This window comes from Stenotrophomonas sp. 14P6.2.3, from assembly GCF_057799055.1.
On the sequence record NZ_JBYOLA010000002.1, the window covers coordinates 290021 to 312423 of the forward strand.

21 protein-coding genes are annotated in these 22403 nt (G+C 66.8%); all 21 read left to right on the forward strand.

The window, feature by feature from the left end:
* The first annotated feature begins 51 nt into the window (after positions 1 to 51).
* The 21 genes from AC27VL_RS03190 to rnhB all read left to right on the forward strand — a co-directional run bounded on the left by AC27VL_RS03190 (position 52) and on the right by rnhB (position 22345).
* Positions 52 to 579 carry a Csu type fimbrial protein gene (locus tag AC27VL_RS03190; RefSeq protein WP_488765524.1) on the forward strand — a complete coding sequence of 176 codons (528 nt, stop codon included), beginning with the start codon at positions 52 to 54 and terminating at the stop codon, positions 577 to 579.
* Positions 579 to 1331, forward strand: a complete 753-nt coding sequence (locus AC27VL_RS03195) for a fimbrial biogenesis chaperone (RefSeq protein ID WP_488765525.1) — start codon at positions 579 to 581, stop codon at positions 1329 to 1331. The genes AC27VL_RS03190 and AC27VL_RS03195 overlap by 1 nt, the downstream gene beginning before the upstream one ends.
* A gap of 7 nt (positions 1332 to 1338) precedes the next feature.
* Positions 1339 to 3681, forward strand: a complete 2343-nt coding sequence (locus tag AC27VL_RS03200; RefSeq protein ID WP_488765527.1) for a fimbria/pilus outer membrane usher protein — start codon at positions 1339 to 1341, stop codon at positions 3679 to 3681.
* 2 nt (positions 3682 to 3683) lie between these two features.
* Entirely contained in the window at positions 3684 to 4718 is a 1035-nt protein-coding gene (locus AC27VL_RS03205; RefSeq protein WP_488765544.1) for a Csu type fimbrial protein, read from the forward strand.
* 101 nt (positions 4719 to 4819) lie between these two features.
* The gene (locus AC27VL_RS03210; protein ID WP_100552018.1) at positions 4820 to 5047 is read left to right on the forward strand and encodes a hypothetical protein; all 228 of its coding nucleotides are present in this window, start codon (positions 4820 to 4822) and stop codon (positions 5045 to 5047) included.
* Positions 5047 to 5745: a fimbrial biogenesis chaperone gene (locus AC27VL_RS03215; protein ID WP_191077539.1), complete on the forward strand. Its 699-nt coding sequence runs from the start codon at positions 5047 to 5049 to the stop codon at positions 5743 to 5745. The genes AC27VL_RS03210 and AC27VL_RS03215 overlap by 1 nt, the downstream gene beginning before the upstream one ends.
* 219 nt (positions 5746 to 5964) lie before the next feature.
* Entirely contained in the window at positions 5965 to 6771 is an 807-nt protein-coding gene (gene rpsB, locus AC27VL_RS03220; RefSeq protein ID WP_089239851.1) for a 30S ribosomal protein S2, read from the forward strand.
* Between the two features lie 125 nt (positions 6772 to 6896).
* The gene (gene tsf / locus AC27VL_RS03225) at positions 6897 to 7775 is read left to right on the forward strand and encodes a translation elongation factor Ts (RefSeq protein ID WP_089239849.1); all 879 of its coding nucleotides are present in this window, start codon (positions 6897 to 6899) and stop codon (positions 7773 to 7775) included.
* Between the two features lie 260 nt (positions 7776 to 8035).
* Positions 8036 to 9574: a sensor domain-containing diguanylate cyclase gene (locus tag AC27VL_RS03230; RefSeq protein WP_100552016.1), complete on the forward strand. Its 1539-nt coding sequence runs from the start codon at positions 8036 to 8038 to the stop codon at positions 9572 to 9574.
* A gap of 119 nt (positions 9575 to 9693) precedes the next feature.
* Positions 9694 to 10422, forward strand: coding sequence for a UMP kinase (pyrH, locus tag AC27VL_RS03235; RefSeq protein ID WP_025877663.1), 729 nt, complete (start codon positions 9694 to 9696; stop codon positions 10420 to 10422).
* A gap of 97 nt (positions 10423 to 10519) precedes the next feature.
* Positions 10520 to 11074, forward strand: a complete 555-nt coding sequence (gene frr, locus AC27VL_RS03240) for a ribosome recycling factor (RefSeq protein ID WP_089239845.1) — start codon at positions 10520 to 10522, stop codon at positions 11072 to 11074.
* A gap of 5 nt (positions 11075 to 11079) precedes the next feature.
* Positions 11080 to 11847, forward strand: a complete 768-nt coding sequence (gene uppS / locus AC27VL_RS03245; RefSeq protein ID WP_100464280.1) for a polyprenyl diphosphate synthase — start codon at positions 11080 to 11082, stop codon at positions 11845 to 11847.
* Positions 11844 to 12680: a phosphatidate cytidylyltransferase gene (locus AC27VL_RS03250; protein WP_025877667.1), complete on the forward strand. Its 837-nt coding sequence runs from the start codon at positions 11844 to 11846 to the stop codon at positions 12678 to 12680. Before uppS ends, AC27VL_RS03250 begins: the two co-directional genes overlap by 4 nt.
* Positions 12681 to 12682: 2 nt before the next feature.
* A complete protein-coding gene (locus AC27VL_RS03255) occupies positions 12683 to 13873 on the forward strand; it encodes a 1-deoxy-D-xylulose-5-phosphate reductoisomerase (protein WP_165376691.1) in 1191 nt (396 codons plus the stop codon).
* Positions 13874 to 13928: 55 nt separating this feature from the next.
* A complete protein-coding gene (rseP, locus tag AC27VL_RS03260) occupies positions 13929 to 15287 on the forward strand; it encodes an RIP metalloprotease RseP (RefSeq protein WP_100552014.1) in 1359 nt (452 codons plus the stop codon).
* A gap of 74 nt (positions 15288 to 15361) precedes the next feature.
* A complete protein-coding gene (gene bamA / locus AC27VL_RS03265; protein ID WP_089239837.1) occupies positions 15362 to 17725 on the forward strand; it encodes an outer membrane protein assembly factor BamA in 2364 nt (787 codons plus the stop codon).
* 422 nt (positions 17726 to 18147) lie between these two features.
* Positions 18148 to 19170 (forward strand): UDP-3-O-(3-hydroxymyristoyl)glucosamine N-acyltransferase, encoded by a 1023-nt coding sequence (gene lpxD, locus AC27VL_RS03270; protein WP_093817747.1) that lies wholly within the window; start codon positions 18148 to 18150, stop codon positions 19168 to 19170.
* Positions 19167 to 19622 carry a 3-hydroxyacyl-ACP dehydratase FabZ gene (gene fabZ, locus AC27VL_RS03275; RefSeq protein ID WP_089239833.1) on the forward strand — a complete coding sequence of 152 codons (456 nt, stop codon included), beginning with the start codon at positions 19167 to 19169 and terminating at the stop codon, positions 19620 to 19622. The genes lpxD and fabZ overlap by 4 nt, the downstream gene beginning before the upstream one ends.
* A gap of 19 nt (positions 19623 to 19641) precedes the next feature.
* A complete protein-coding gene (gene lpxA, locus AC27VL_RS03280) occupies positions 19642 to 20433 on the forward strand; it encodes an acyl-ACP--UDP-N-acetylglucosamine O-acyltransferase (RefSeq protein ID WP_089239831.1) in 792 nt (263 codons plus the stop codon).
* Positions 20434 to 20486: 53 nt separating this feature from the next.
* Positions 20487 to 21689: a lipid-A-disaccharide synthase gene (gene lpxB, locus AC27VL_RS03285; protein ID WP_488765545.1), complete on the forward strand. Its 1203-nt coding sequence runs from the start codon at positions 20487 to 20489 to the stop codon at positions 21687 to 21689.
* Positions 21686 to 22345, forward strand: a complete 660-nt coding sequence (gene rnhB, locus AC27VL_RS03290) for a ribonuclease HII (protein ID WP_180164156.1) — start codon at positions 21686 to 21688, stop codon at positions 22343 to 22345. Before lpxB ends, rnhB begins: the two co-directional genes overlap by 4 nt.
* Positions 22346 to 22403 lie beyond the last annotated feature (58 nt).

Sequence of the window (22403 nt, forward strand, 5' to 3'; positions counted from 1 at the left end):
ATGTGCCGTTTTCGCCCTGTTCAACGGACCTTCGGGTCAGGGAGGTTGTCCATGCGATCCGCAGCTCGTTCCCCTTTGGCCTGGGCCCTGGCCCTGCTGGTGGCAGGCCCGGCCGCCGCCGCTGACACCACCACGTTCAATGTCACCCTGGTGGTCACCAAGGCCTGCACCATTACTGCGGCCGCAGCCACCAACGTCGACTTCGGTACCGCCGCTTCCACCACCGCCACCCCGACCCTGGGCCAGGGCACCGTGACCGCGCAGTGTTCGGCGCTGACCCCGTACACCATCTCGCTGAATGCCGGTGCCAATGCCGGCACGGCCAACGACGTCACCACGCGGCGGATGAAGAACACCAACGCCGCAGTGACCGCGAACAACTACGTGGGCTACCAGCTCTATCAGGATGCCGCGCATACCCTGGTGTGGGGCGCCACCACCGGCACCAACACCCAGGCTGGCATCGGCACTGGCCTGGCGGTGCCGTACATCGTCTACGGCCAGATCCTCAACCTGAGCACGGCCAACGCCGCTACCGGCAACTATCTGGACACCGTCACCGCCACGATCACGTATTGATGGAGCACGCCCGCATGGCCGGATCCCGCCCGTGGCGCGCCACCGGCGTGGCGCTGCTCGTCTTTGGCCTGCTGGTGGCCGCCGAGGTCGCGGCGACCAGCCTGCAGGTCGCGCCCACCAGCCTGCAGCTGGAAGCACGCCAGCGCGCTGGCGAACTGTGGCTGACCAACAGCGGCACCTCACCAGTGAAGCTGCAGGTGCGGGTGTTCCGGTGGGTACAGCAGGACGGGAAGGAGCAGCTGCTGCCCACCGAGGATCTGCTGGCCACGCCACCGATGCAGGAACTGGCCGCCGGCCAGCAGCAGCTGGTGCGGGTCATGCGCGCCGTGGCCGACGCACCGGCTGCGCAGCAGTACTACCGGTTGATCGTCGATGAGGTGCCCGATCTGGCCACGCGCAGCGAAGGCATGCAGTTCGTGCTGCGCTATTCCATCCCGGTATTCGTGCAACCCGGCGCCGGCAGCCGGCTGGCACCGCGGCTGCATGCCCGCCTTGTCCGGCTGGACGACGGTCGCAATGGCGTGGAAGTAGGCAATACCGGCACCAGCTACGCGCAGATCGCCGACCTTGCCCTGGGCAGCCCGGAGCGGCCGCGCATCGTCCATCCGGGCCTGCTGGGCTACGTGCTGCCCGGCCAGGTCATGCGCTGGCCGCTGGAGCGCACGGCGATCGACCGCGACAACGACCAGATCACGGCCAAGCTCAATGGCGAGTCGGAACAGACGTCGCTGCCGCCACCACCGGCTCGCTGAGGCGCTGATGAGCGCAGCGCTCGGTGCGGCCCTGTCCCCGGCGGCTCACGCAGCCGATGTCTCCGGGGTCTCCGCCGATGCCCTGCTGCCGCCACCGACCCCACTCACGGCCAACCAGACGCTGTACCTGGACGTGACCCTCAACAGCACGCCACGCGGCCTGCTGCCCTTCACCGACAATCGTGGCCGCCTGCAGGCCAGCCCCGAAATCCTGCGCCAGCTTGGCTTCAACGCCAGCGGCGATGCCCCGGTGTATCTGGACCAGATCAGCGGCGCGGTGGTGCGTTATGACGCGCACCTGCAGACCCTCGCACTGGACGTGCCACTGGAGCAGTTGACCCTGCCCACGACCGTGCTCAGCCGCCCGCAGGCCCGCGCATCCCGCGGCAGCGCCTCGCCCGGCGTCCTGCTCAATTACGACCTGTACGGCAGCCGCGTCGACAGCCTGGGCAATCTGACCCTGAGCTCAGAACTGCGGGTGTTCGGCATGGGTACCGGCACCTTCGAGAACACCGCGGTCAGTCGTCGCTACCAGACCGGAGACCACCACTGGCGCGGCGAAAGCGTACGCCTGGACACGCGCTGGACCCTGGATTTCCCGGACAAGGCGCTGACCCTGGAGGTGGGCGATTTCTACAGCGGCTTCGTCGACTGGATCCGGCCGGTACGGCTGGGTGGCCTGCAGATCGGGCGCAATTACGGACTGCAGCCGTACCGTGTACTCACCCCGACCCCGGCCTTCCTCGGCCAGGCGGTGGTGCCATCCACGGTCGAGCTGTATGTCGATGGCCTGCGCCAGTACAGCGGCCAGGTACCGGTCGGGCCGTTCCAGCTGGCGGCGCAACCGGGCATCAGCGGCAACGGCAGCGCGCAGGTCGTGGTCACCGATGCCTTCGGCCGCATGCAGACGCTGGATTTCAGCTTCTACGGCACCCAGCAGCTGCTGGCCAAGGGCCTGTCGGACTGGTCGCTCGGCGTCGGCCAGCTGCGCGAGCACTTCGGCGAACGCTCCTTCGCCTACGACGACCGCACCGTGGCGAGCGCCAGCTGGCGTGGCGGCGTCAGCGATACGTTCACCGGCGAAGCACACGCCGAAGGTGGCGGCGGCCTGGCACAGGCCGGCGTGGGCGGCTGGTGGCTGCTGGGCGGCGCGGGCGTGGTCAATGCCGCGTACGCCCACAGCCGCTACCAGGGCCTGCAGGGCGGCCAGTGGGCGCTGGGGTACAGCTGGAACAACCGTCGTTTCAACGTCAATCTGCGCAGCGTGCGCAGCCACGGCGACTACCGCGACCTGGGCGCGCTGCAGGCCAACCTGCCGCCCAGCATCAGCGAGCAGGCCACGGTCGGCCTGGACCTGCTGCGCCTGGGCTCCCTGAGCGGCAGTTACCTGCGCCTGCGCTACCCCGATGGCGAGGACAACCGCTATGCCAGCCTGTTCTGGTCACGCAGCTGGAGCCAGCGCTGGTCGGCCTACCTGTCGGTCAACCAGAACCTGGACAACAGCGATGACCGCAGTGTCTACCTGTCGCTGACCGCGAGCCTGGGCAACAACCGCCAGGCCAGCCTGTCCTCCCAGCGCAACGGCGACCGCCAGAGCTGGGTCGCCGATGTCACCCAGCCAGTCCCGGGTGACGGCAGTGCCGGGGGGATCGGTTGGCGCGCACAGGTCCGCCACGGCGACGACGGCAGCGGCGGCCTGGCCGAAGTCGGCATCCTCAACGATGTCGGTCGCTACGCCTTCGGTGCCTCGCGCCAGGCCGGTCTCAACTACGCCTATGGCAGCGCCAGCGGCAGCCTGGTGTGGATGGCCGGGCACACCTTCGCCGCCCGCGAAGTCGCCGATGCCTTCGCGGTGGTCAGCACGAATGGCATTGGCGGTGTTCCCGTGCGGCTTGAGAACCGCCTGATCGGTGTCACCGACGATCGTGGCCTGCTGCTGATCAGCCCACTGCTGTCCTGGCAGCGCAATCGCGTCTCCATCGACACCCTGGACCTGCCGGCGGACATGCGCGCCGATCGCATCGAGGACTGGGTAACACCGCGCCAGCGTGCCGGCACCGGGCTGACCTTCAACCTGCGCTCGCGGCCGTCGTTGACCCTCACCGTGCAGGACATGGCGGGGCAGCCGCTGGAAGCAGGCAGCGAGGTGCAACTGGCGGATGGCCGCCAGGCCTCGGTCGGTTACGACGGACTGCTGTACCTGGAAGACGTGGCCGCTGGCACCGTGCTGTACATCACCACCAGCCGAGGGCAGTGCCGTACGCGGGTACCGGCATCGCCGCAGGTGGTCGCCGCGGGTGCGCGGCCTCGTCCGGCGCCCCTGCAATGCGTGCCGGAGGTGGCGCCGTGAGCCTGCGCCCGCTGCTGCTCGGCCTGCTGCTGCTTGCAGGCCTGATCGCCAGTGCACCGACGCGCGCGGCCGCCACCTGCACCGCCACCGCCGACGCGCTGCTGCCTTTCGGAAACGTCAGCAGCGGCGCCGCAGGTGCCACCCCCGGCACCTTGAACATTGCCGTGAACTGCTCCACCGCCGCGCTCAGCCTTATCGCCACCACCGGCATCCGCGTCTGCATCGGCCTGGGCAATGGCACCGGCGGCACCAGTACTTCGCCGTGGCGGACAATGGTCAACGGCAGCGGTGATCCGCTCAATTTCCAGATCTACAACGTCGCCAACTACAGCGAAGTCACCGGCCTGGCACCGCGCGGCACACCGCCCGCACAGGAACTGACGATGACCTACAGCGTGCCGCTGATCGGCGGCTCCGGCAGCCGTACCACGCAGTTGTTCGCACAGATCCCGGCCAACCAGGTGCTGGCCTCCGGCAACTACAGCAGCACCTTCACCGGTGCCAGCGTGGTGCTCACCTGGGCCTGGAACGAGGTGCTGCTGGGCACCGCCACCGTGCCGGCCACCTGCAATGGCGGCGCTACCGGCACCAACACCGCCAGCAATGCCTTCAGCTTCAATGCCACTGCCACCGTGCTGCCGCAATGCGGCAGCTACTTAACCACCACCATGAATTTCGGCAACGTCACCGGCGGCATTCCCGCCAACATCGACCAGACCGCCACCCTCACCCTGACCTGCCTCAAGCGCACCGCGTTCCAGGTCAGCCTCGACAACGGCCAGAACAACCCTGCCCTGAGCAGTACCCGGCGCATGCGCACCACCATCGGCAGCAACAACTATTACCTGACCTATGAGCTGTACCGGGATGCTGCGCGCAGCCAGCGCTGGGGCAATACGCTCAACGTGGACACCTTCAGCGGTGTCGGCACTGGCAGCGCGCAACCCTTGACCATCTACGGCCGGGTACCGCCGGTGAGTGGCCAACCGCCGGCCGGCACCTACAACGACCTGGTACAGGTAACGATCACCTACTGAGTGACGCCCCGCACTACAGAATCCCCCATGTCGGCCGATACCGCGCATCAGGTCGACAACAGGGTGGATGGCAGGTGGTTCGGGCAGTACTGATCGGAGCGATGTCCATTGCCAGCACGACAGCGTGGGCCGACCCGGCGCCCGCTCCGTTGCAGATCCGCCTGACCGTGGTTGAAGGCTGCGCCGGCACGGAGGGCGGCCCCCGTTGCCCGGTGCCACAGCAGCACAGCGACACCCTGCACCTGCCGCCACAGATCCGTGAACTGGCCCCGCCAGCGCAGGACGAGCAAGGGCGTGCCGCATCTGAACCGCCAACCACCTACTACTGATGCGCCGGCTGCTGCCCCTGTTGCTGGCACTGCTGCCCATGCCCGTGCAGGCGCTGGATCTGATGCCGACCACCCTGCGCCTGCCGGCCGCACAGGGGCGGTCCGAGCTGTGGCTGCACAATCCCGGCCCTGGGCACTGGCGCGGCCAGGTGCAGATCTGGGCGTGGGACCAGCAACCGGGTGCCGAACACCTGCAACGCAGCGCGCAGGTGCTGGCCAGCCCAACCCTGCTGGATGTACCTGCCGGTGCGCGCCAGCGCGTCTGGTTGCTTCCGGCGTCGTCCGCGCCTGTGGCCGCCGAACAGGCATTCCGTATCATCCTGGCACCGGCAGAACCGGCCATGCCACGCTATTCACTGCCCCTGTTCCGCGGCGAACCGGTTGGCCCAGCGTCCCCCTGCCTGCAGGCAGAGGTGGTGCTCAACGGGTCGCAACTCATGCTGCGACTTCTGAACAGTGGCATCGGGCACGCGCGCCTGAGCGACCTTTCCTATGAGGCAGTCGGCGGCCACCGCAGCCTGCTGCTGCCCGGTCTTGCCGGCTACGTACTGGCGGCGCGCCAGCGCGCGTGGCAGCTGCCGCCACGCGCCGATGGCTATGCCGGCGGCAGGTTCCACGCCCGCCTGCAGGACGGCGCAGAGGTGATCCTGGCCGCGCCGACGCCCGCAATTGCAGCCCGCCCGCCAAGCGGGCTATAATCGCCTGGATGTCCTGCCGCCCTGTGCGCAGGACGCCGTCCACACCGGACGTCACCGGTGAATCCACACCTGCTGCCCCCATCCGTGCCGGGGTGCTCCGCAAGGAGTTCGGCCACGGAGGCAACAGGGAAGCCCAACCCCGGAACCTTCAGCGCTTCCACGCGTCCCGCATACCTATCCCGCGGGCGGAATCGCCGGTTCCCCATCAGGAGTATTGCAATGCCCCAGGTCACCATGCGTCAGATGCTGGAAGCCGGCGTCCACTTCGGCCACCAGACCCGCTACTGGAACCCGAAAATGGCTCCGTACATCTTCGGCGCCCGCGGCAAGATCCACATCATCAACCTGGAAAAGACCGTCCCGCTGTTCAACGACGCGATGAACTTCATCTCGTCGGTTGCCCAGAAGCGCGGCACCATCCTGTTCCTGGGCACCAAGCGCAGCGCGCGTGAGTCGATCCGCGAAGAAGCCGAGCGTTGCGGCATGCCGTTCATGAACCAGCGTTGGCTGGGCGGCACCCTGACCAACTTCCGTACCGTGAAGCAGTCGGTTGCCCGCCTGAAGGAACTGGAAGCCGGTGAGTCCGACGGCACCTTCGAGAAGCTGGTCAAGCACGAAGTGCTGGGCCTGCGTCGCGAGCGCGACAAGCTGGAAGCCTCGCTGGGCGGCATCAAGGACATGAACCGTCTGCCGGACGCGATCTTCGTCATCGATATCGGCCACGAAGACATCGCCATCAAGGAAGCCAAGAAGCTCGGCATCCCGGTGATCGCTGTCGTCGATACCAACTACAACCCGGAGCTGGTGGATTACGCGATCCCGGGCAACGACGACGCCATCCGTGCCGTGCAGCTGTACGCACGCGCTGCTGCTGACGCCGTGCTGGAAGGCAAGGCTGCTGCACCGCACGCCGCCACCGTCCGTGAAGAAGAGTTCGCCGACGCTCCGGCCGAAGAAGGCAAGCCGGTTCGCCGCGCTCCGGCCAAGAAGGCCGTTGCTGCCGACAAGGGCGAAGCCCAGGCCTGATCCAGGCCCTGGTGGGCGCCACGCGCCCACCTTTCCTGTCCGCTGCCGATGGCGCGACGACAGGAAACTGTCACACGGGCCGGCCACCATGCCGGCCCAACCCCTTTCTTTCGTGAGGTAATCCCGTGGAAATCACTGCTTCCCTGGTCAAGGAACTGCGCGAGCGCACCGGCGCCGGCATGATGGAATGCAAGAAGGCGCTCACCGAGGCCGGCGGCAACATCGACGCCGCTGCTGAAGCGCTGCGCAAGTCCGGCGCTGCCAAGGCCGACAAGAAGGCTGACCGCGTGGCCGCCGAAGGTCGTCTGGGCCTGGCCCAGGACGGCGGCAAGGCCGTGCTGGTCGAGATCAACTCGGAAACCGACTTCGTCGCCAACGACATCAACTTCAAGAACTTCGTCGATTCCGTCGCTGCCGCTGCCCTGGCATCGGGCGCCACCGACGTGGAAGTGCTGAAGAGCGCCAAGCTGGCCACCGGCGAAACCGTCGAAGAAGCCCGCGCCACCGCCATCCAGAAGCTGGGCGAGAACATCCTCATCCGTCGCCTGGTCAAGCTGGACACCACCGGCAACGTGGGTTCCTACGTCCACACCAACGGCAAGGTCGGCGTGCTGATCGACCTGATCGGCGGCGACGCCGAACTGGCTCGCGGCCTGGCCATGCACGTGGCTGCGCTGAAGCCGCCGCACAACAAGGCTGCCGATGTGCCGGCCGAGTTCGTGGAAAAGGAAAAGGAAATCGAACTGGCCAAGATGTCCGAGAAGGACAAGTCCAAGCCGGCCGACATCCTGGAAAAGATCATCAGCGGCAAGATCAACAAGATCGTCAGCGAAGTGACCCTGTACGGCCAGAGCTACGTGCTGGACGGCGACAAGTCCGTCGAGCAGGTGGTCAAGGCTGCCGGCGCCGACGTGGCTGGCTTCCAGCTGCTGGTCGTTGGCGAAGGCATCGAGAAGGTGGTGGAAGACTACGCCGCTGAAGTTGCCAAGGCGATGCAGGTCTGATTCCAGCCTCCCGGCTGCAATGAAACCAGAAGGAGCCGCGGGAAACCGCGGCTCTTTTTTTGTGCCTGCCCCCCGCGGTGGGCGCCCTTTCTGTGGGTGTGCACCGTTGGTGCGCACACCGGAACCAAGGGTCTTTGCGTTGCGTGCGAATCAAGCCGATACTCGGCAAAGGGAAGCTGCAGTCACATAACAGGAACGAAAGTCGCGGACTGTGATGCATTCCTAGGTATTCTTGTCCTAATGGAATTGAACGACCCGACATGCCTCCCGAGCTGACAGCTGCACTGGCGCTTTGCCGCAACCTCCCCTCGCCGCCCGGTATTGCCCTGCGCATCATCGAACTGGCCCAGGATCCGGAAGCGGACATCGCAACCGCTGCGGACATCATCGCCATCGACATGGCGTTGAGTGCCCGCATGCTGCGCATCGCCAATTCGCCGCTGTACGCCAGCCGGCGCCGGATCGAGAACCTCGGCCAGGCGCTGACCATGCTCGGGCTGAACGCTACGATCAGCCTCGCCTTGGGCTTCACTGTCACCCAGGGCCTGACCGGCAAAGGCGGCGCCGACCACGACCTGCGCCAACGCGCCTGGAAGCGCAGCATCCTCAGCGCGCTGGCCGCCAGCCAGCTCGGCCAGGCGCGCGGCCTGCGCCGGCTGGAGGAGCTGATGCTGGCCGGGCTGCTGCAGGACATGGGCGTGCTGTGCCTGGCACAGGCCGAATCCGAACGCTACCTGCCCCTGCTGCGCGAAGCGCGCGACAACCCCGACCTGATCGCGCGCGAGCGCCAGGAACTCGGCTGCAGCCACGCCGACGTCGGTGCATGGGTAGCCGAGGAGTGGGGCCTGCCGCGTTACCTGGTCGACAGCATCCGCCACAGCGAAGACGAAGGTGCCGCCGAGAATCCATTCCAGGCCTGCGTACAGCTGTCTGGCGCCGTTGCCGACATCTGGCTGGATGAAGATGCCGATGCCGCCCGTGAGCGCGCCCTGCAGCAGGTCCACGACCGGCTGGAGCTGGACAGTGCCCGCTTCGACCAGGTCCTGGCCCGGATCAGCGAAGCGCTGCCGGACATCGCCAGCCTGTTCGAGAACGGCCTGAATTCGCCGGCCCGCGTGCGCGAGCTGATCGACCACGCCCAGGAGCTCGCAACCCTGCGCAACCTGCGCGAGCTGCAGGATGCCGACCAGGCCCGCCGGCGCGCCGATGAATTCGAGGCCCGTGCCAAGCGCCTGGCCGACCAGGCCCATCGCGACGCCCTGACCGGCGTGCTCAACCGCCGCCAGCTCGAAGCCGTGCTTGAACAGGAATTCCTGCGTGCCGGCCGCCATGGCTGGCCGTTGTCGGTGGCCTTCATCGACCTGGATGACTTCAAGAAAATCAACGATGCGCACGGCCACCTGACCGGTGACGAGGTGCTGCGCGTCTTTGCCGGCAAGCTGCAGGGGCAGCTGCGCAACAGCGACACCGTGGCCCGCTTCGGCGGCGAGGAGTTTGTCGCCCTGCTGCCCAACACCAGCGAATCGGTGGCGCTGGACGTGATCCGCCGGGTGCTGGCCAACATCGTCGCCACTCCGATGGCGGAACTGGAAGGCGGTCCGCTGTTCATCACCTTCTCGGCCGGAGTAGCCACCCAGGGCGGCTACGAGCGTTTTGCCGGCGTGCAGGACCTGCTGCGCGCTGCAGATGACGTGCTTTACCGCTCCAAGAACCTGGGCCGCAACCGGGTCATTGCACGCTCTCCCGGCGAACTCGGGCATGATGAACTGTCTGCCACTGCGGGCGCCGAGCTGGGCTGAATGGTGCGCCCCGGATGTACGGGGCACACCGGTATTTTGCGCCGCAGTGCACAAAACGCTTTGGCCGCGCGCCGCTTGCGCGTAGAATCGCCCGCGATTTCCACGCACCCGAGGTCCCTATGTCCAAGCTCGCCTATCGCCGCATCCTGTTGAAACTTTCCGGGGAGGCGCTGATGGGAGATGAGGACTACGGCATCGACCCCAAGATCATCAATCGCCTGGCCCGTGAAGTCGTCGAAGCCCAGCAGGCCGGCGCCGAAGTCGCCCTGGTCATCGGTGGGGGCAACATCTTCCGCGGTGCAGGCCTGGCCGCTGGCGGCATGGACCGCGTCACCGGCGACCAGATGGGCATGCTGGCCACGGTCATCAACGCGCTGGCCATGCAGGATGCGCTGGAAAAAGTGGGCGCCAAGGCCCGCGTGATGAGCGCGATCAAGATCAACGACGTGTGCGAGGACTACATCCGCCGCCGCGCCATCCGCCATCTGGAAAAAGGCCGCCTGGTGATCTTCGCCGCAGGCGTCGGCAGCCCGTTCTTCACCACCGACTCGGGCGCAGCCCTGCGCGCCATCGAGATCGGCGCCGACCTGCTGCTGAAGGCAACCAAGGTCGATGGCGTGTACGACAAGGATCCGAACAAGTACAGCGACGCCGTCCGTTTCGACAGCCTGAGCTACGACGAAGTGATCCGTCGTGGCCTGGAAGTGATGGATACCGCCGCCTTCGCCCTGGCCCGTGACAGCGACCTGCCGATGCGCGTGTTCGACATGGGACAGCCGGGCGAGCTGCTGAAGATCCTGCACGGCGAGAACATCGGCACCCTCGTCCAGGGCCGCGACCCGGCCTGAGGCTGAGCGCAAGGCGACCTCCGGGCCGATTCAGGCCCGGCGGCGTCCCGTATTCGCCTATAATCGCCCGATTCCAGTTACATCCAGGACCCTGGCGATGCTCAACGACATCAAGAACAACGCGCAGACGCGCATGGCCAAGAGCATCGACGCTCTTAAGCACACCCTCACCTCGATCCGCACCGGTCGCGCAACGCCGGCCCTGCTGGACCGCGTCACGGTCAATGCTTACGGCAACGCCAGCACGCCGCTGAACCAGGTCGCGTCCATTTCCAACCCCGACGCCCACTCCCTGCTGGTCACGCCCTTCGACAAGAGCATGATCAAGGAGATCGAGAAGGGCCTGTACAACATCGAGCTGACCCCGAACACCATCGGCACCTCGATCCGCGTCAACCTGCCGCCGCCGACCGAAGAGCGCCGCAAGGAACTGACCAAGCAGGTACAGAAGGAAGGCGAAGGCGCCAAGATCGCCGTGCGCAACATCCGCCAGGATGCGAACAAGGAAGTCGCCAAGCTGCTGAAGGACAAGGTCATCAGCGAAGACGAGAAGAAGCGCGGCGAAGACGATATCCAGAAGTTGACCGACGCCAACATCAAGGACATCGATAAGGTCGTCGCCGACAAGGAAAAGGAACTGATGTCGGTCTGAAGTCGATGCCTTCAGTCCCGCCTCCCCTGCCGGCCGCCCTGCCGCGCCACGTTGCCATCATCATGGATGGCAACGGGCGTTGGGCACAGCAGCGCCGTCGCCCCCGCGTCATCGGCCATCGGGCCGGTGCGCGTGCGGTCAACCGTACCATCGAGCGCTGCCTGGAACTGGGCATTCCGGCGCTGACCCTGTTCGCGTTTTCCAGCGAGAACTGGGGCCGGCCGCAGGAAGAAGTCGATGCGTTGATGAAGCTGTTCCTCGGCGCGCTCGATCGCGAAGTGGACGAGCTGCATCGGCGCGGCGTGCGTGTGCGCTTCATCGGCGAACGTGAGCGCTTCGGCGCCGGGCTGGTCAGCCGCATGCAGCTGGCCGAACAGCGCACCGCCGACAACAGTGCCCTGACCCTGTCGATCGCCGCCAGCTATGGTGGCCGCCAGGACATCGCCCGTGCCGCACGCGCGCTGGCCGTTGAAGTGGCCGCCGGCCGCCTGCTTCCCGAGCAGATCGACGAATCCCTGCTGGGGCGACAGGTGGCTCTGGCCGACCTGCCGCCACCGGACCTGTTCATCCGCACCGGCGGCGATACCCGCATCAGCAATTTCCTGCTGTGGCAGCTGGCGTATACCGAGCTGTGGTTCACCGAAGCGCTGTGGCCGGATTTCGACGCCGCGCAGCTGCAGCTGGCGCTGGATGCCTACGCCAGCCGTGAGCGCCGCTTCGGCCTGACCAGCGCCCAGATCGCCGCCCTGGCCACCGAGACGTCCAGCCCATGACCAAGACCCGAGTCCTCGCCGCGCTGATCATGGCGCCGGTCGCCATTGCTGCGATCCTGTTGCTGCCCACGCAATGGCTGGCCGCCGCCGCTGCTGCCGTGCTGCTGATCGGCCTGTGGGAATGGCTGAAACTGGCCGATGTCGAAGACACCCTCGCCCGCACCGTGCTGCTGGTCCTCAACCTTGTGTTGATGGTGCTGCTGGTGTGGGCTGATGCCGGCACCCTGGTGCTGTTCCAGATCGCGACCCTGGTGGGCGTGGCCTGGTGGCTGGGCGCGCTGGTGTGGCTGCGCTTCTTCAACTTCGGCGCGCAACCCGGCAGTCCGGCACGCATCCTCAAGCTGCTGGCCGGTACCCTGGCGATCGTGCCGGCGTGGGCGGCGCTGGTACTGATCCATGCCGGCGGCGACCCGCCGGGCCATCAGGGCCACCTGTGGCTGCTGGCCGCGCTGGCGCTGGTCTGGGCCGCTGATTCGGGCGCCTACTTCGCCGGCCGTCACTTCGGCAAGCACAAGCTGGCACCGCGGATCAGCCCGAACAAGACCTGGGAAGGCCTCGTCGGTGGGCTGATCGCCGGTGTTGCGGTGGCCGTCGGCCTGGGCTGGCTGGCCGGCATCGATGCCGCGCACCTGCCGGGCCTGCTGGTCACCTCGGTGGTGGCCGTGTTCGCCTCGGTACTGGGCGACCTGTTCGAAAGCCTGATCAAGCGCCATGCCGGCGCCAAGGATTCAGGCCACCTGATCCCCGGCCACGGCGGCGTGCTCGACCGCGTCGACGGCGTGCTGGCGGCCATCCCGGTGTTCGCACTGGGCAAGGAAATCTTCGGGTTCTGACCATGGATGCTGCTGCAGACCTGCGCCGGGTCGCCGTGTTCGGCGCCACCGGCTCGATTGGTGCCTCCACGCTTGACGTGATCGCCCGCCATCCGCTGCGTTACCAGGCCACCGTGCTCGCCGCCGGCCGCCAGGTACAGGCGCTGCTGGCCCTGTGCCGGCAGCACCGGCCCGCGCATGCGGTGATCGCCGACGAAACCCTGTATGCCGAACTGCGTGACGGCCTGCGCGATGCCGGCCTGGCCACCCAGGCCCACGCCGGCCATGCCGCGCTGGACCAGCTGGCGGCCAGTGACGCCTGCGATACCGTGGTTGCCGCGATCGTCGGCGCCGCCGGCCTGTCCTCGACCCTGGCCGCCGCTGCGGCCGGCAAGCGCATCCTGCTGGCGAACAAGGAATCCCTGGTACTGGCCGGCGAACTGCTGACCCGTACCGCCGAACGTGCCGGCGCCGAGATCATTCCGATCGACAGCGAGCACAGCGCGATCTTCCAGTGCCTGCGTTCACGTGATGCCAGCCTCGACGGTGCCGGCGTGCGCCGCATCCTGCTGACCGCCTCGGGCGGACCGTTCCGCGGGCGCAGCCGCGCCGAACTGGAGCAGGTCACCCCGGCCCAGGCCGTGGCGCACCCGAAGTGGTCGATGGGACCGAAGATCTCGGTCGATTCGGCGACGTTGATGAATAAAGGCCTGGAAGTGATCGAGGCCCACCATCTGTTCGGCATCCCCGGCGAGCGCATCGAGGTGCTGGTGCACCCGCAGAGCCTGGTGCATTCGCTGGTGGAGTTCGTTGACGGCTCCACCTTGGCGCAGATGGGCCTGCCAGACATGCGCACCACCCTGGCGGTGGGCCTGGGCTGGCCGCAACGGATCGAATCGGGCGTGTCCGGGCTGGACCTGCTGACCCAGGGCCGGCTGGATTTCGAGGCCCCCGACACCGACGCCTTCCCCTGTCTGGCCCTTGCATGGCAGGCGATGCGCGCCGGTGGTACCGCCCCGGCGGTGCTGAACGCCGCCAACGAAGAGGCTGTTTCAGCGTTTCTTCAGGGCCGCATAGGCTTCCTGACCATTCCGACGCTGGTTGCTAACGCTCTTTCAACACTGCCGACCGAACCAGCCGATACACTTGAGGTTCTGTTGTCCGCCGACCAGCGGGCCCGCCAGCTGACCCTGAACGCCATCGCCGCCACCTGAACAGCGCACCCATCCCGTATGACGCCGCCGCCCGTGTCCGCCAATGTGAACCTGCATGACTGACTTCATCGGATCGGTCTGGTGGATGATCGTGAGCCTTGGGCTGCTGGTCACCTTCCACGAATTCGGGCATTACTGGGTCGGGCGCCTGTGCGGGGTCAAGGTACTGCGCTTCTCGGTCGGCTTCGGCCGTCCGCTGTGGTCGCGTCGCGACCGCCATGGCACCGAGTTCGCCATCGCCGCCATTCCGCTGGGCGGCTATGTGAAATTCCTCGACGAACGCGAAGTCGAGGTCCACCCGCACGAGCGCGGCCAGGCCTTCAATCACAAGACCGTATGGCAGCGCATCGCCATTGTCGCCGCCGGCCCGATCGCCAACCTGCTGCTGTGCATCCTGCTGCTGTGGGCGATGTTCGTGATCGGCAAGCAGGACTATTCCGCAACCGTGGGCCGCGCTACGGGCATGGCCGCCACGGCCGGGCTCGGCAGTGGTGACCGCCTGCTGAGCGTGGACGGCCGTGATGTGATCACCCTGGGTGAGGCCAGCATGGCCCTGACCGCGGCGGCGATGGACCGTCGCGATGTGACCCTTGAAGTTCTGGACCCTGCAGACCAGCTGCGCTCGCGCACCCTGCCGCTGTCGCAGCTGCCGGCCGGTTTCGATGAACGCCGGGTTCCGATCCTGGCCGGCGTGTACTGGCGTGCGTGGCTGCAGCCGCCGCTGGTGGACAACATCGTGAAGGGTTCGGCGGCGGAAGGTCACCTGCAGACCGGCGACCTGATCGTGGCGATCGACGGCCAGCGCATCGACAGCGTCGAGCAGGCCATCAGCGAAGTGGGCAGCCTCGGCCGCCGCGGTGGCCCGGCGATGATCGAGGTGTTGCGTGGCGGCGAGCGCCTGGCGCTGGAGATCACCCCGCGCCAGGGCAAGGACGGCAAGGGCCAACCCACCTGGCAGATCGGCGCCGGCTTTGCCCAGAGCTACAGCCCCGCCTACGACACCCTGCTCAAGTTCGGCCCGCTGCAGTCGGTGACGGTGGCGGTGCGTGAAACCGGCAGGATGGCCGCCGATTCATTGGCCATGATGGGCCGGATCGTCACCGGCAAAGCCTCGCTGCAGAACGTTTCCGGCCCGGTCACCATTGCCCGGGTCGCCAATATTTCGGCCAAACGTGGCGTGGATTGGTTCATCCAGTTCCTCGCCCTGCTGTCGCTGAGCCTGTGCATCATCAACCTGCTGCCGATCCCCATCTTGGACGGCGGCCACCTGCTGTATTACCTTATCGAGTTGGTCAAGGGCAGCCCGCTGAGCGAGCGTGCCGTCGCCGCCGGCCAATACATCGGCCTGGCGTTGCTGGCCGGGCTGATGGGATTGGCGTTCTACAACGACATCCTCGGCCTGGTCCCGCGATGAACTTTTCCATGTTTTTGCCGTCTACAGCGTCGGCATCCCTTACCAATGAAATCGACCTTCCTACCGGACGTGACATGACGCGACTCCCCAATCGCCGCCTGCTGGCCCTCGCCCTCGCCGCCGTCACCGGCGCTCCCGCCCTGGCCCAGGCAGCCGAGCCCTTCACTGTCAGCGACATCCGCGTCGACGGCCTGCAGCGCATCAGCTCCGGTACGGTGTTCACCTACCTGCCGGTCGAGCGTGGCGAGACCGTCACCGACAGCAAGGTCGGCGAGACCATCCGCGCCCTGTACAAGACCGGCTTCTTCGAAGACGTGCAGCTGGATCGCCAGGGCAGCATCCTGGTGGTGACCGTCAAGGAGCGTCCGGCGATCAACAAGCTGACCGTCACCGGCAACAAGGACATCAAGTCCGACCAGCTGCTCAAGGGCCTGTCCGACATCGGCCTGACCGAAGGCGGCACCTTCGATCGCCTGAGCCTGGACCGCGTGACCCAGGAACTTCGCCGCCAGTACAACGACCGTGGCAAATACACCGTCGACATCACCCCGACGGTGAGCCCGCTGGATCGCAACCGCGTCGACATCGCCATCGCGATCAAGGAAGGCAAGGCGGCCAAGATCCGCCACGTCAACATCGTCGGCACCGAGAAGTACGACAGCAAGGACATCCTGGAGTACTGGGAGTCCAAGGAACACAACTGGGCGTCGTGGTACCGCCGTGACGACCAGTACTCCAAGGAAAAGCTTTCCGGCGACCTGGAGAAGCTGAATTCCTGGTACCTGGACCGCGGCTATGTCGACTTCAGCATCGACTCGACGCAGGTGTCGATCAGCCCCGACAAGCGCGACATGTTCATCACCGCCGGCGTGACCGAAGGTGACCAGTACAAGATCTCCGAGATCAAGGTCAGCGGCGATACGATCCTGCCGCAGGAAGACGTCGAGCGCATGGTCGTGCAGAAGTCCGGCGACACGTTCTCGCGTGCGCTGCTGGAATTCAGCTCCGACTCGATCACCAACTCGCTGTCCAACATCGGTTACGCCTTCGCCAAGGTGAACCCGATTCCGACCACCAACCGCGCCGAGCAGACCGTGGCGGTCAACATGCAGGTCGTGCCCGGCCCGCGCGTGACCGTCCGCCGCATCATCTTCAAGGGCAACACCCGCACCTCCGACGAGGTGATGCGCCGCGAAATGCGCCAGTTCGAGAACAGCTGGTACTCGCAGGCCGCGATCGACCGTTCCAAGATCCGCCTGCAGCGCCTGGGCTACTTCGAAGGCGTCGAAGTGGAAACCCCGGCCGTCAGCGGCAGCAACGACCAGGTCGACGTCGTCTACAACGTCAAGGAAACCACCTCGGGCAGCTTCGTGTTCGGCCTGGGCTATTCGCAGTCCTACGGCATGACCACCTCGGTGCAGCTGTCGCAGAACAACTTCCTGGGCGGCGGCAACCGGGTGTCGGTCGAAGCCTCGCGCAGCAGCTACCTGCAGCGCTACGGCTTCAGCTACACCAATCCGTACTTCACCGATGACGGCGTCTCGCTGGGCTACAACCTGTCCTGGCGCGAGCTGGACTACTCCGACTTCAACACCGCGCAGTACAACAGCACCAACGGTTCGGCGCAGGTGGTGTTCGGCGTGCCGATCACCGAGACCGACACCGTCTCGCTGATGTTCGGCATCGACAGCAACCAGATCACCACGTATGCGGGCTCGACTCCGAAGTCGATCATCGACTACATCGATGCCGTCGGCAGCCGCACCTTCCATGCATGGCGCACGGAGCTGGGCTGGGCGCGCGACTCCCGCAACGACTACTTCATGCCGACCCGCGGTACCTACCAGCGCGTGGGCCTGGAAACCACGCTGCCGGGTTCGACCATCGAGTACTACAAGCTGAACTACCAGATCAGCAAGTACTGGCCGATCATCCCCTCGCTGGTGATCAACACCCGCGCCGAAATCGGCTACGGTGATTCCTACGGCAACGACAAGACCCGCGTGATCGACAACGGCGACGGCACCACCCGTACCGTCACCGCGTCGGGCCTGCCGTTCTACGAGAACTTCTACGCCGGTGGTACCAACTCGGTGCGTGGTTTCGAGGACAACACCCTCGGCCCGCGTGAAGTCACCAGCGGTTACCCGAACGGCCAGCCGCTGGGTGGCTCGCTGAAGACCGTCGGTTCGGTCGAAGCCTACTTCCCGCGCCTGTTCGACAGCCCGTCGGCCCGCGTATCGGCCTTCGTCGACTTCGGCAACGTCTACAACGGCACCGACAACTTCAAGGCCAACGAGCTGCGCGTGTCCACCGGTGTGGCCCTGCTGTGGCGCGCCCCGGTCGGACCGATCTCTATCAGCTACGCGTTCCCGCTGAAGAAGAAGGACGGCGACGAGATCGAACGCCTGCAATTCACGTTCGGTGGCCAGTTCTGAGGAACGACGTTCCTCGGAACTGATCCACCTCCGGTGAATTGTCCGCGCATTTCACCTATCCCCCGCACCGCTGGCGCGCCCCCCTTAACAGAAGGGGGGCTCTCCACCAGACGGGTCTCGAATCGCCGGGCATTGCCCGGCGTTTTCGTTATTGAAGCGCACGCTGACGCGCGGTGAGCCGAGTATGGCTCGGGGCTGCAGGCGACTGTGGACGTTGGATCCGCTCGCGCGCGGGAGACCATCCGGTGATGGCGCAGGGGGCTGACCAGGACCGTTGGCGCCATGGATGGCGCCATCGAGCCCCCAGGGACGGGTTTACGGCGTGTCCTGGGCAGTCCCCTGCGCCATCGCCCCACGGATCAACCCGGCGCCGGCTTTTGCTCCCGCATGACCGCAATGGCGTCACACGTTAAACTCCCGCCGTGAATACTCCTACCTACACCGCCCAGCAACTCGCCGATCAGTTCGGCCTGCAGGTCCATGGCGACCCGAGCACCGCCATCCATGGCGTGGCCACCCTCGCCCATGCCGGTGCCGGCCAGCTGACCTTCCTTGCCAACCCGCGCTACCGCGCCCAGCTGGCCGACAGCCAGGCCGGCATCGTGGTCCTGCGCGCCGAGGATGCCGACGCAGCTCCCGGCACCGCGCTGGTTGCCAAGGATCCCTACACCACCTTTGCCAAGATCGGCGCGCTGTTCGACATCGCCCCGACCCGCCCGCCCGGCATCCACCCCAGCGCGGTGATCGATCCGCAGGCGCAGGTCGCCGCCAGCGCCCACGTCGGCCCGTTCGTCACCATCGGCGCACGCAGCGTCATCGGCGAGAACTGCATCATCGGCGCCGGCAGCATCATCGGCGAAGACTGCACCCTCGACAGCGGCTGCGAGCTGATCGCCCGCGTCACCCTGGTCACCCGCGTCAAGCTGGGCAAGCGCGTGCGCATCCATCCCGGCGCCGTGCTGGGCGCCGACGGCTTCGGCCTGGCAATGGATGCCGGCAAATGGATCAAGGTGCCGCAGCTTGGCGGCGTGCGCATCGGCGACGACTGCGAGATCGGTGCCAACACCTGTGTTGACCGTGGCGCGCTGGAAGACACCGTGCTGGCCGAGGACGTCCGCCTGGACAACCTGGTGCAGATCGCACACAACGTGCAGATCGGCGCCCACTCGGCCATCGCAGGGTGCACCGGTATTGCCGGCAGCGCCAAGATCGGCCGTTACTGCCTGCTCGGCGGCGCCGTTGGCGTCGTCGGTCATCTCGAAATCTGCGACAAGGTCGTGATCACCGGCAAATCGGTGGTCCGCAACTCCATCACCGAGCCGGGCGAGTATTCCTCCGGCACGCCCCTGACCGACAACCGCACGTGGCGCAAAAACGCCGCGCGCTTCAAGCAGCTCGATGCACTGGCCCGTCGCATCCTGTCTGTGAGCAAGGAGAAAGAATGAGCCAGCCCCAGACCCTGCCGGACATGGCGCAGATCCAGACGCTGCTTCCGCACCGCTACCCGTTCCTGCTGGTGGACAAGGTGGTGTCGATCGACTACGAGAAGCGCACGATCGTCGCGACCAAGAACGTCAGCATCAACGAGCCGTTCTTCCAGGGCCACTTCCCGGGCCAGCCGATCATGCCCGGCGTGCTGATCATCGAAGCCATGGCCCAGGCCGGTGGCGTGCTGACCCAGTTGACGCTGGGCCGCGATGCGCAGTCCAAGCTGTTCTACATGGTCAAGGTCGACAAGGCCCGCTTCACCAAGCAGGTGGTGCCGGGTGACGTGCTGGAAATGCACGTGGAGATCAAGCGTGTGATCCGCAACATGGCCGTGTACGACTGCGTGGCCAAGGTCGACGGCGAAGTCGTCGCCTGCGCCGAGGTGCTGTGCGCCGGCACCCGCGAATGACCCTGGCTGGAGGCCCGAGATGAGCGACAACGCCCCCCTGATCCATCCCACCGCCGTGATCGATCCGTCGGCGCGCCTGGCCGACGATGTCCGCGTGGGCGCGTTCACGATCATCGGCCCGGACGTCGAAATCGGTGCCGGCACCCAGGTCGGCCCGCACTGCAGCGTGCACGGCCCGACCCGGATCGGCCGCGACAACCGTTTCATCGGCCACGTCGCGGTCGGCGGCGAGCCGCAGGACAAGAAGTACGCCGGTGAACGCACCGAACTGGTGATCGGCGACCGCAACGTGTTCCGCGAGTTCGTCACCCTCAACCGTGGCACCGGCGGCGGCGGTGGCATCACCACCATCGGCGATGACAACTGGATGCTGGCCTACACGCACGTGGCCCACGATTGCCACGTCGGCAACTTCTGCGTGTTCTCCAACAACACCACGCTGGCCGGCCACGTGACCGTGGGTGACTACGTGATCATCAGCGGCTTCGCCGGCGCGCATCAGTTCTGCCGCATCGGTGCGCATGCCTTCCTCGGCATGGGCGCGCTGACCAATGGCGACGTGCCGCCGTTCACCATGGTCGGCACCGACTCGCTGGGCCGCCCGCGCGGCATCAACAGCGAGGGCCTGAAGCGCCGCGGCTTCGACCCCGAGCGCATCACCGCCATCAAGCGCGCCTACCGCACGCTGTACGTGGCGGGCCTGCCGCTGGCCGAAGCCAAGGCGCAGCTGGCCGAGCAGGCGCGCGACAGCGACGACGTCAAGTCGATGCTGGACTTCATCGAACACACCGAGAGGCACCTGCTGCGATGAGCAGCGCGACCGGCCAGGCGCCGGCCGGCGCCGAGGTGATTTCGCTGGCCTCGATGGTCGGCAGCGTGCCTGCGCATCGGGTGCTGAGCGACCGTCCGTTGCGGATCGCGCTGGTCGCTGGTGAAGCCTCCGGCGACCTGCTCGGTGCGGGCCTGATACGCGAACTGAAGGCCCGCTTCCCGCATGCCGAATTCGCCGGCATCGGCGGCGATGCTATGCGCAGCGCCGGTTGCCAGACCTGGCACGATGCCAGCGAACTGGCGGTGATGGGCCTGACCGAAGTGCTGCGCCATCTGCCGCGCCTGCTCAAGCTGCGTTCGGCGTTCCGCCAGCGTGCGCTGGAGTGGCAGCCGGAGGTGTTCATCGGCATCGATGCTCCGGACTTCAATCTGGGCATCGAACGCTGGCTGAAACAGCGTGGCGTGCGCACCGTGCACTACGTCAGCCCTTCGGTATGGGCATGGCGCGAGAAGCGCGCCGAGAAGATCGGCAGCAGCGCCGACCTGGTGCTGTGCCTGTTCCCGATGGAACCACCGATCTACGCCAAGCACGGCATCGACGCGCGCTTCGTCGGCCATCCGATGGCCGATGACATCCCGCTGCACGTCGACCGTGAAGCGGCCCGGATCGAACTCGGCCTGCCCGCCTCGGCCAAGGTGCTGGCCGTGCTTCCCGGCAGCCGCCTGGGCGAGATCTCTAAGCTCGGCGAAGCCTTTTTCGAGGCCGCCTGGCAGGTGTCCGAGCGCATTCCCGGCCTGCACGTGGTGGTCCCTGCGGCCAACGCGGCCTGCCGTCGCCTGATCGAAGAACAGCTGTCACGCTCGGCACTGCCGGTGGCCTATTCGCATGTACTGGACGGCCAGGCGCGCAACGCGATGATCGCCGCCGACGTGGTGGTGCTGGCCTCCGGCACCGCGACCCTGGAAGCGATGCTGGTGAAGCGGCCGATGGTCGTCGGCTACCGGGTCAACGAACTGACGTACCGCCTGGTGAAGGCGCTGGGGTTGATCAAGGTCGACCGCTTCGCCCTGCCCAACATCCTTGCCGGCCAGGACCTGGCGCCAGAACTGATGCAGCACGACTGCACGCCGGAGAAACTGGCTGCGGCCGTCCAGCAGTGGTTCGACCACCCGCAGCGGATCGCAGACCTGCACGGTATCTACGCGCGCCTGCATGAACGCCTGCGCCGCAATGCCTCGGCGCGTGCAGCCGATGCCGTTGGCGAGATGTTGGTCCGCGGCCAGGAAAAAGCATGAGCCGTCGCCATGCCGCAGCGGCCAGCCTGGCCCTGTTTGATGGCGCCGCGGTGATCGACCCGGGTCACCGCATCGCCGGTGTCGACGAAGCGGGTCGGGGACCGCTGGCTGGCCCCGTCGCGGTGGCAGCGGTGGTGTTCGATCCGCAGCGGCCACGACTGAATGGTCTGGATGATTCCAAGCAGCTGACCGCGGCCCGCCGCGAGCAGCTGCACGACCGCATCCTCGACCGCGCCCTGGCCTGGCACGTGGTGCTGGTGGACGTGGAAGCCATCGATCGCCTGAACATCTATCAAGCCACGCTGCAGGGCATGCGCGATGTCGTCGCGGCGGTGGCCCACGTGGCCGGCTTCGCCCGCATCGATGGCAACGTGGTGCCCAAGGGGCTGGTGCTGCCGGCGCAGGCGCTGGTCGGCGGCGATGGCATCGACCGCGCGATCATGGCGGCCTCGATCCTGGCCAAGGTCTCGCGCGACCGCTACATGCTGGACCTGCACGCTCGCCACCCGCAGTACGGCTTCGACCAGCACAAGGGCTACGGCACCCCGGCGCATCTGGCCGCCCTGCGTGAACACGGGCCGTGCGCGGAGCACCGGCGCAGCTTCGCCCCGGTGCGCGCGTGCCTGGAAACGCCGGCTGTCGCGGCCATCGCCTGAGCCTGCTGGAGTTGCAGAGCCGAGCCCATGCTCGGCTGTCCACAGCAGCCGAGCATGG

Excerpts from the sequence above, each read along its gene's own strand:
- AC27VL_RS03250 (WP_025877667.1), top strand. The coding sequence starts at position 11,844 with ATGACCAAGACCCGAGTCCTCGCCGCGCTGATCATGGCGCCGGTCGCC.
- rseP (WP_100552014.1), top strand. The coding sequence starts at position 13,929 with ATGACTGACTTCATCGGATCGGTCTGGTGGATGATCGTGAGCCTTGGG.
- uppS (WP_100464280.1), top strand. The coding sequence starts at position 11,080 with ATGCCTTCAGTCCCGCCTCCCCTGCCGGCCGCCCTGCCGCGCCACGTT.
- pyrH (WP_025877663.1), top strand. The coding sequence starts at position 9,694 with ATGTCCAAGCTCGCCTATCGCCGCATCCTGTTGAAACTTTCCGGGGAG.
- AC27VL_RS03255 (WP_165376691.1), top strand. The coding sequence starts at position 12,683 with ATGGATGCTGCTGCAGACCTGCGCCGGGTCGCCGTGTTCGGCGCCACC.
- AC27VL_RS03230 (WP_100552016.1), top strand. The coding sequence starts at position 8,036 with ATGCCTCCCGAGCTGACAGCTGCACTGGCGCTTTGCCGCAACCTCCCC.
- AC27VL_RS03215 (WP_191077539.1), top strand. The coding sequence starts at position 5,047 with ATGCGCCGGCTGCTGCCCCTGTTGCTGGCACTGCTGCCCATGCCCGTG.
- AC27VL_RS03195 (WP_488765525.1), top strand. The coding sequence starts at position 579 with ATGGAGCACGCCCGCATGGCCGGATCCCGCCCGTGGCGCGCCACCGGC.
- bamA (WP_089239837.1), top strand. The coding sequence starts at position 15,362 with ATGACGCGACTCCCCAATCGCCGCCTGCTGGCCCTCGCCCTCGCCGCC.
- frr (WP_089239845.1), top strand. The coding sequence starts at position 10,520 with ATGCTCAACGACATCAAGAACAACGCGCAGACGCGCATGGCCAAGAGC.
- AC27VL_RS03190 (WP_488765524.1), top strand. The coding sequence starts at position 52 with ATGCGATCCGCAGCTCGTTCCCCTTTGGCCTGGGCCCTGGCCCTGCTG.
- rpsB (WP_089239851.1), top strand. The coding sequence starts at position 5,965 with ATGCCCCAGGTCACCATGCGTCAGATGCTGGAAGCCGGCGTCCACTTC.
- AC27VL_RS03200 (WP_488765527.1), top strand. The coding sequence starts at position 1,339 with ATGAGCGCAGCGCTCGGTGCGGCCCTGTCCCCGGCGGCTCACGCAGCC.
- AC27VL_RS03210 (WP_100552018.1), top strand. The coding sequence starts at position 4,820 with ATGTCCATTGCCAGCACGACAGCGTGGGCCGACCCGGCGCCCGCTCCG.
- lpxB (WP_488765545.1), top strand. The coding sequence starts at position 20,487 with ATGGTCGGCAGCGTGCCTGCGCATCGGGTGCTGAGCGACCGTCCGTTG.
- lpxA (WP_089239831.1), top strand. The coding sequence starts at position 19,642 with ATGAGCGACAACGCCCCCCTGATCCATCCCACCGCCGTGATCGATCCG.
- fabZ (WP_089239833.1), top strand. The coding sequence starts at position 19,167 with ATGAGCCAGCCCCAGACCCTGCCGGACATGGCGCAGATCCAGACGCTG.
- rnhB (WP_180164156.1), top strand. The coding sequence starts at position 21,686 with ATGAGCCGTCGCCATGCCGCAGCGGCCAGCCTGGCCCTGTTTGATGGC.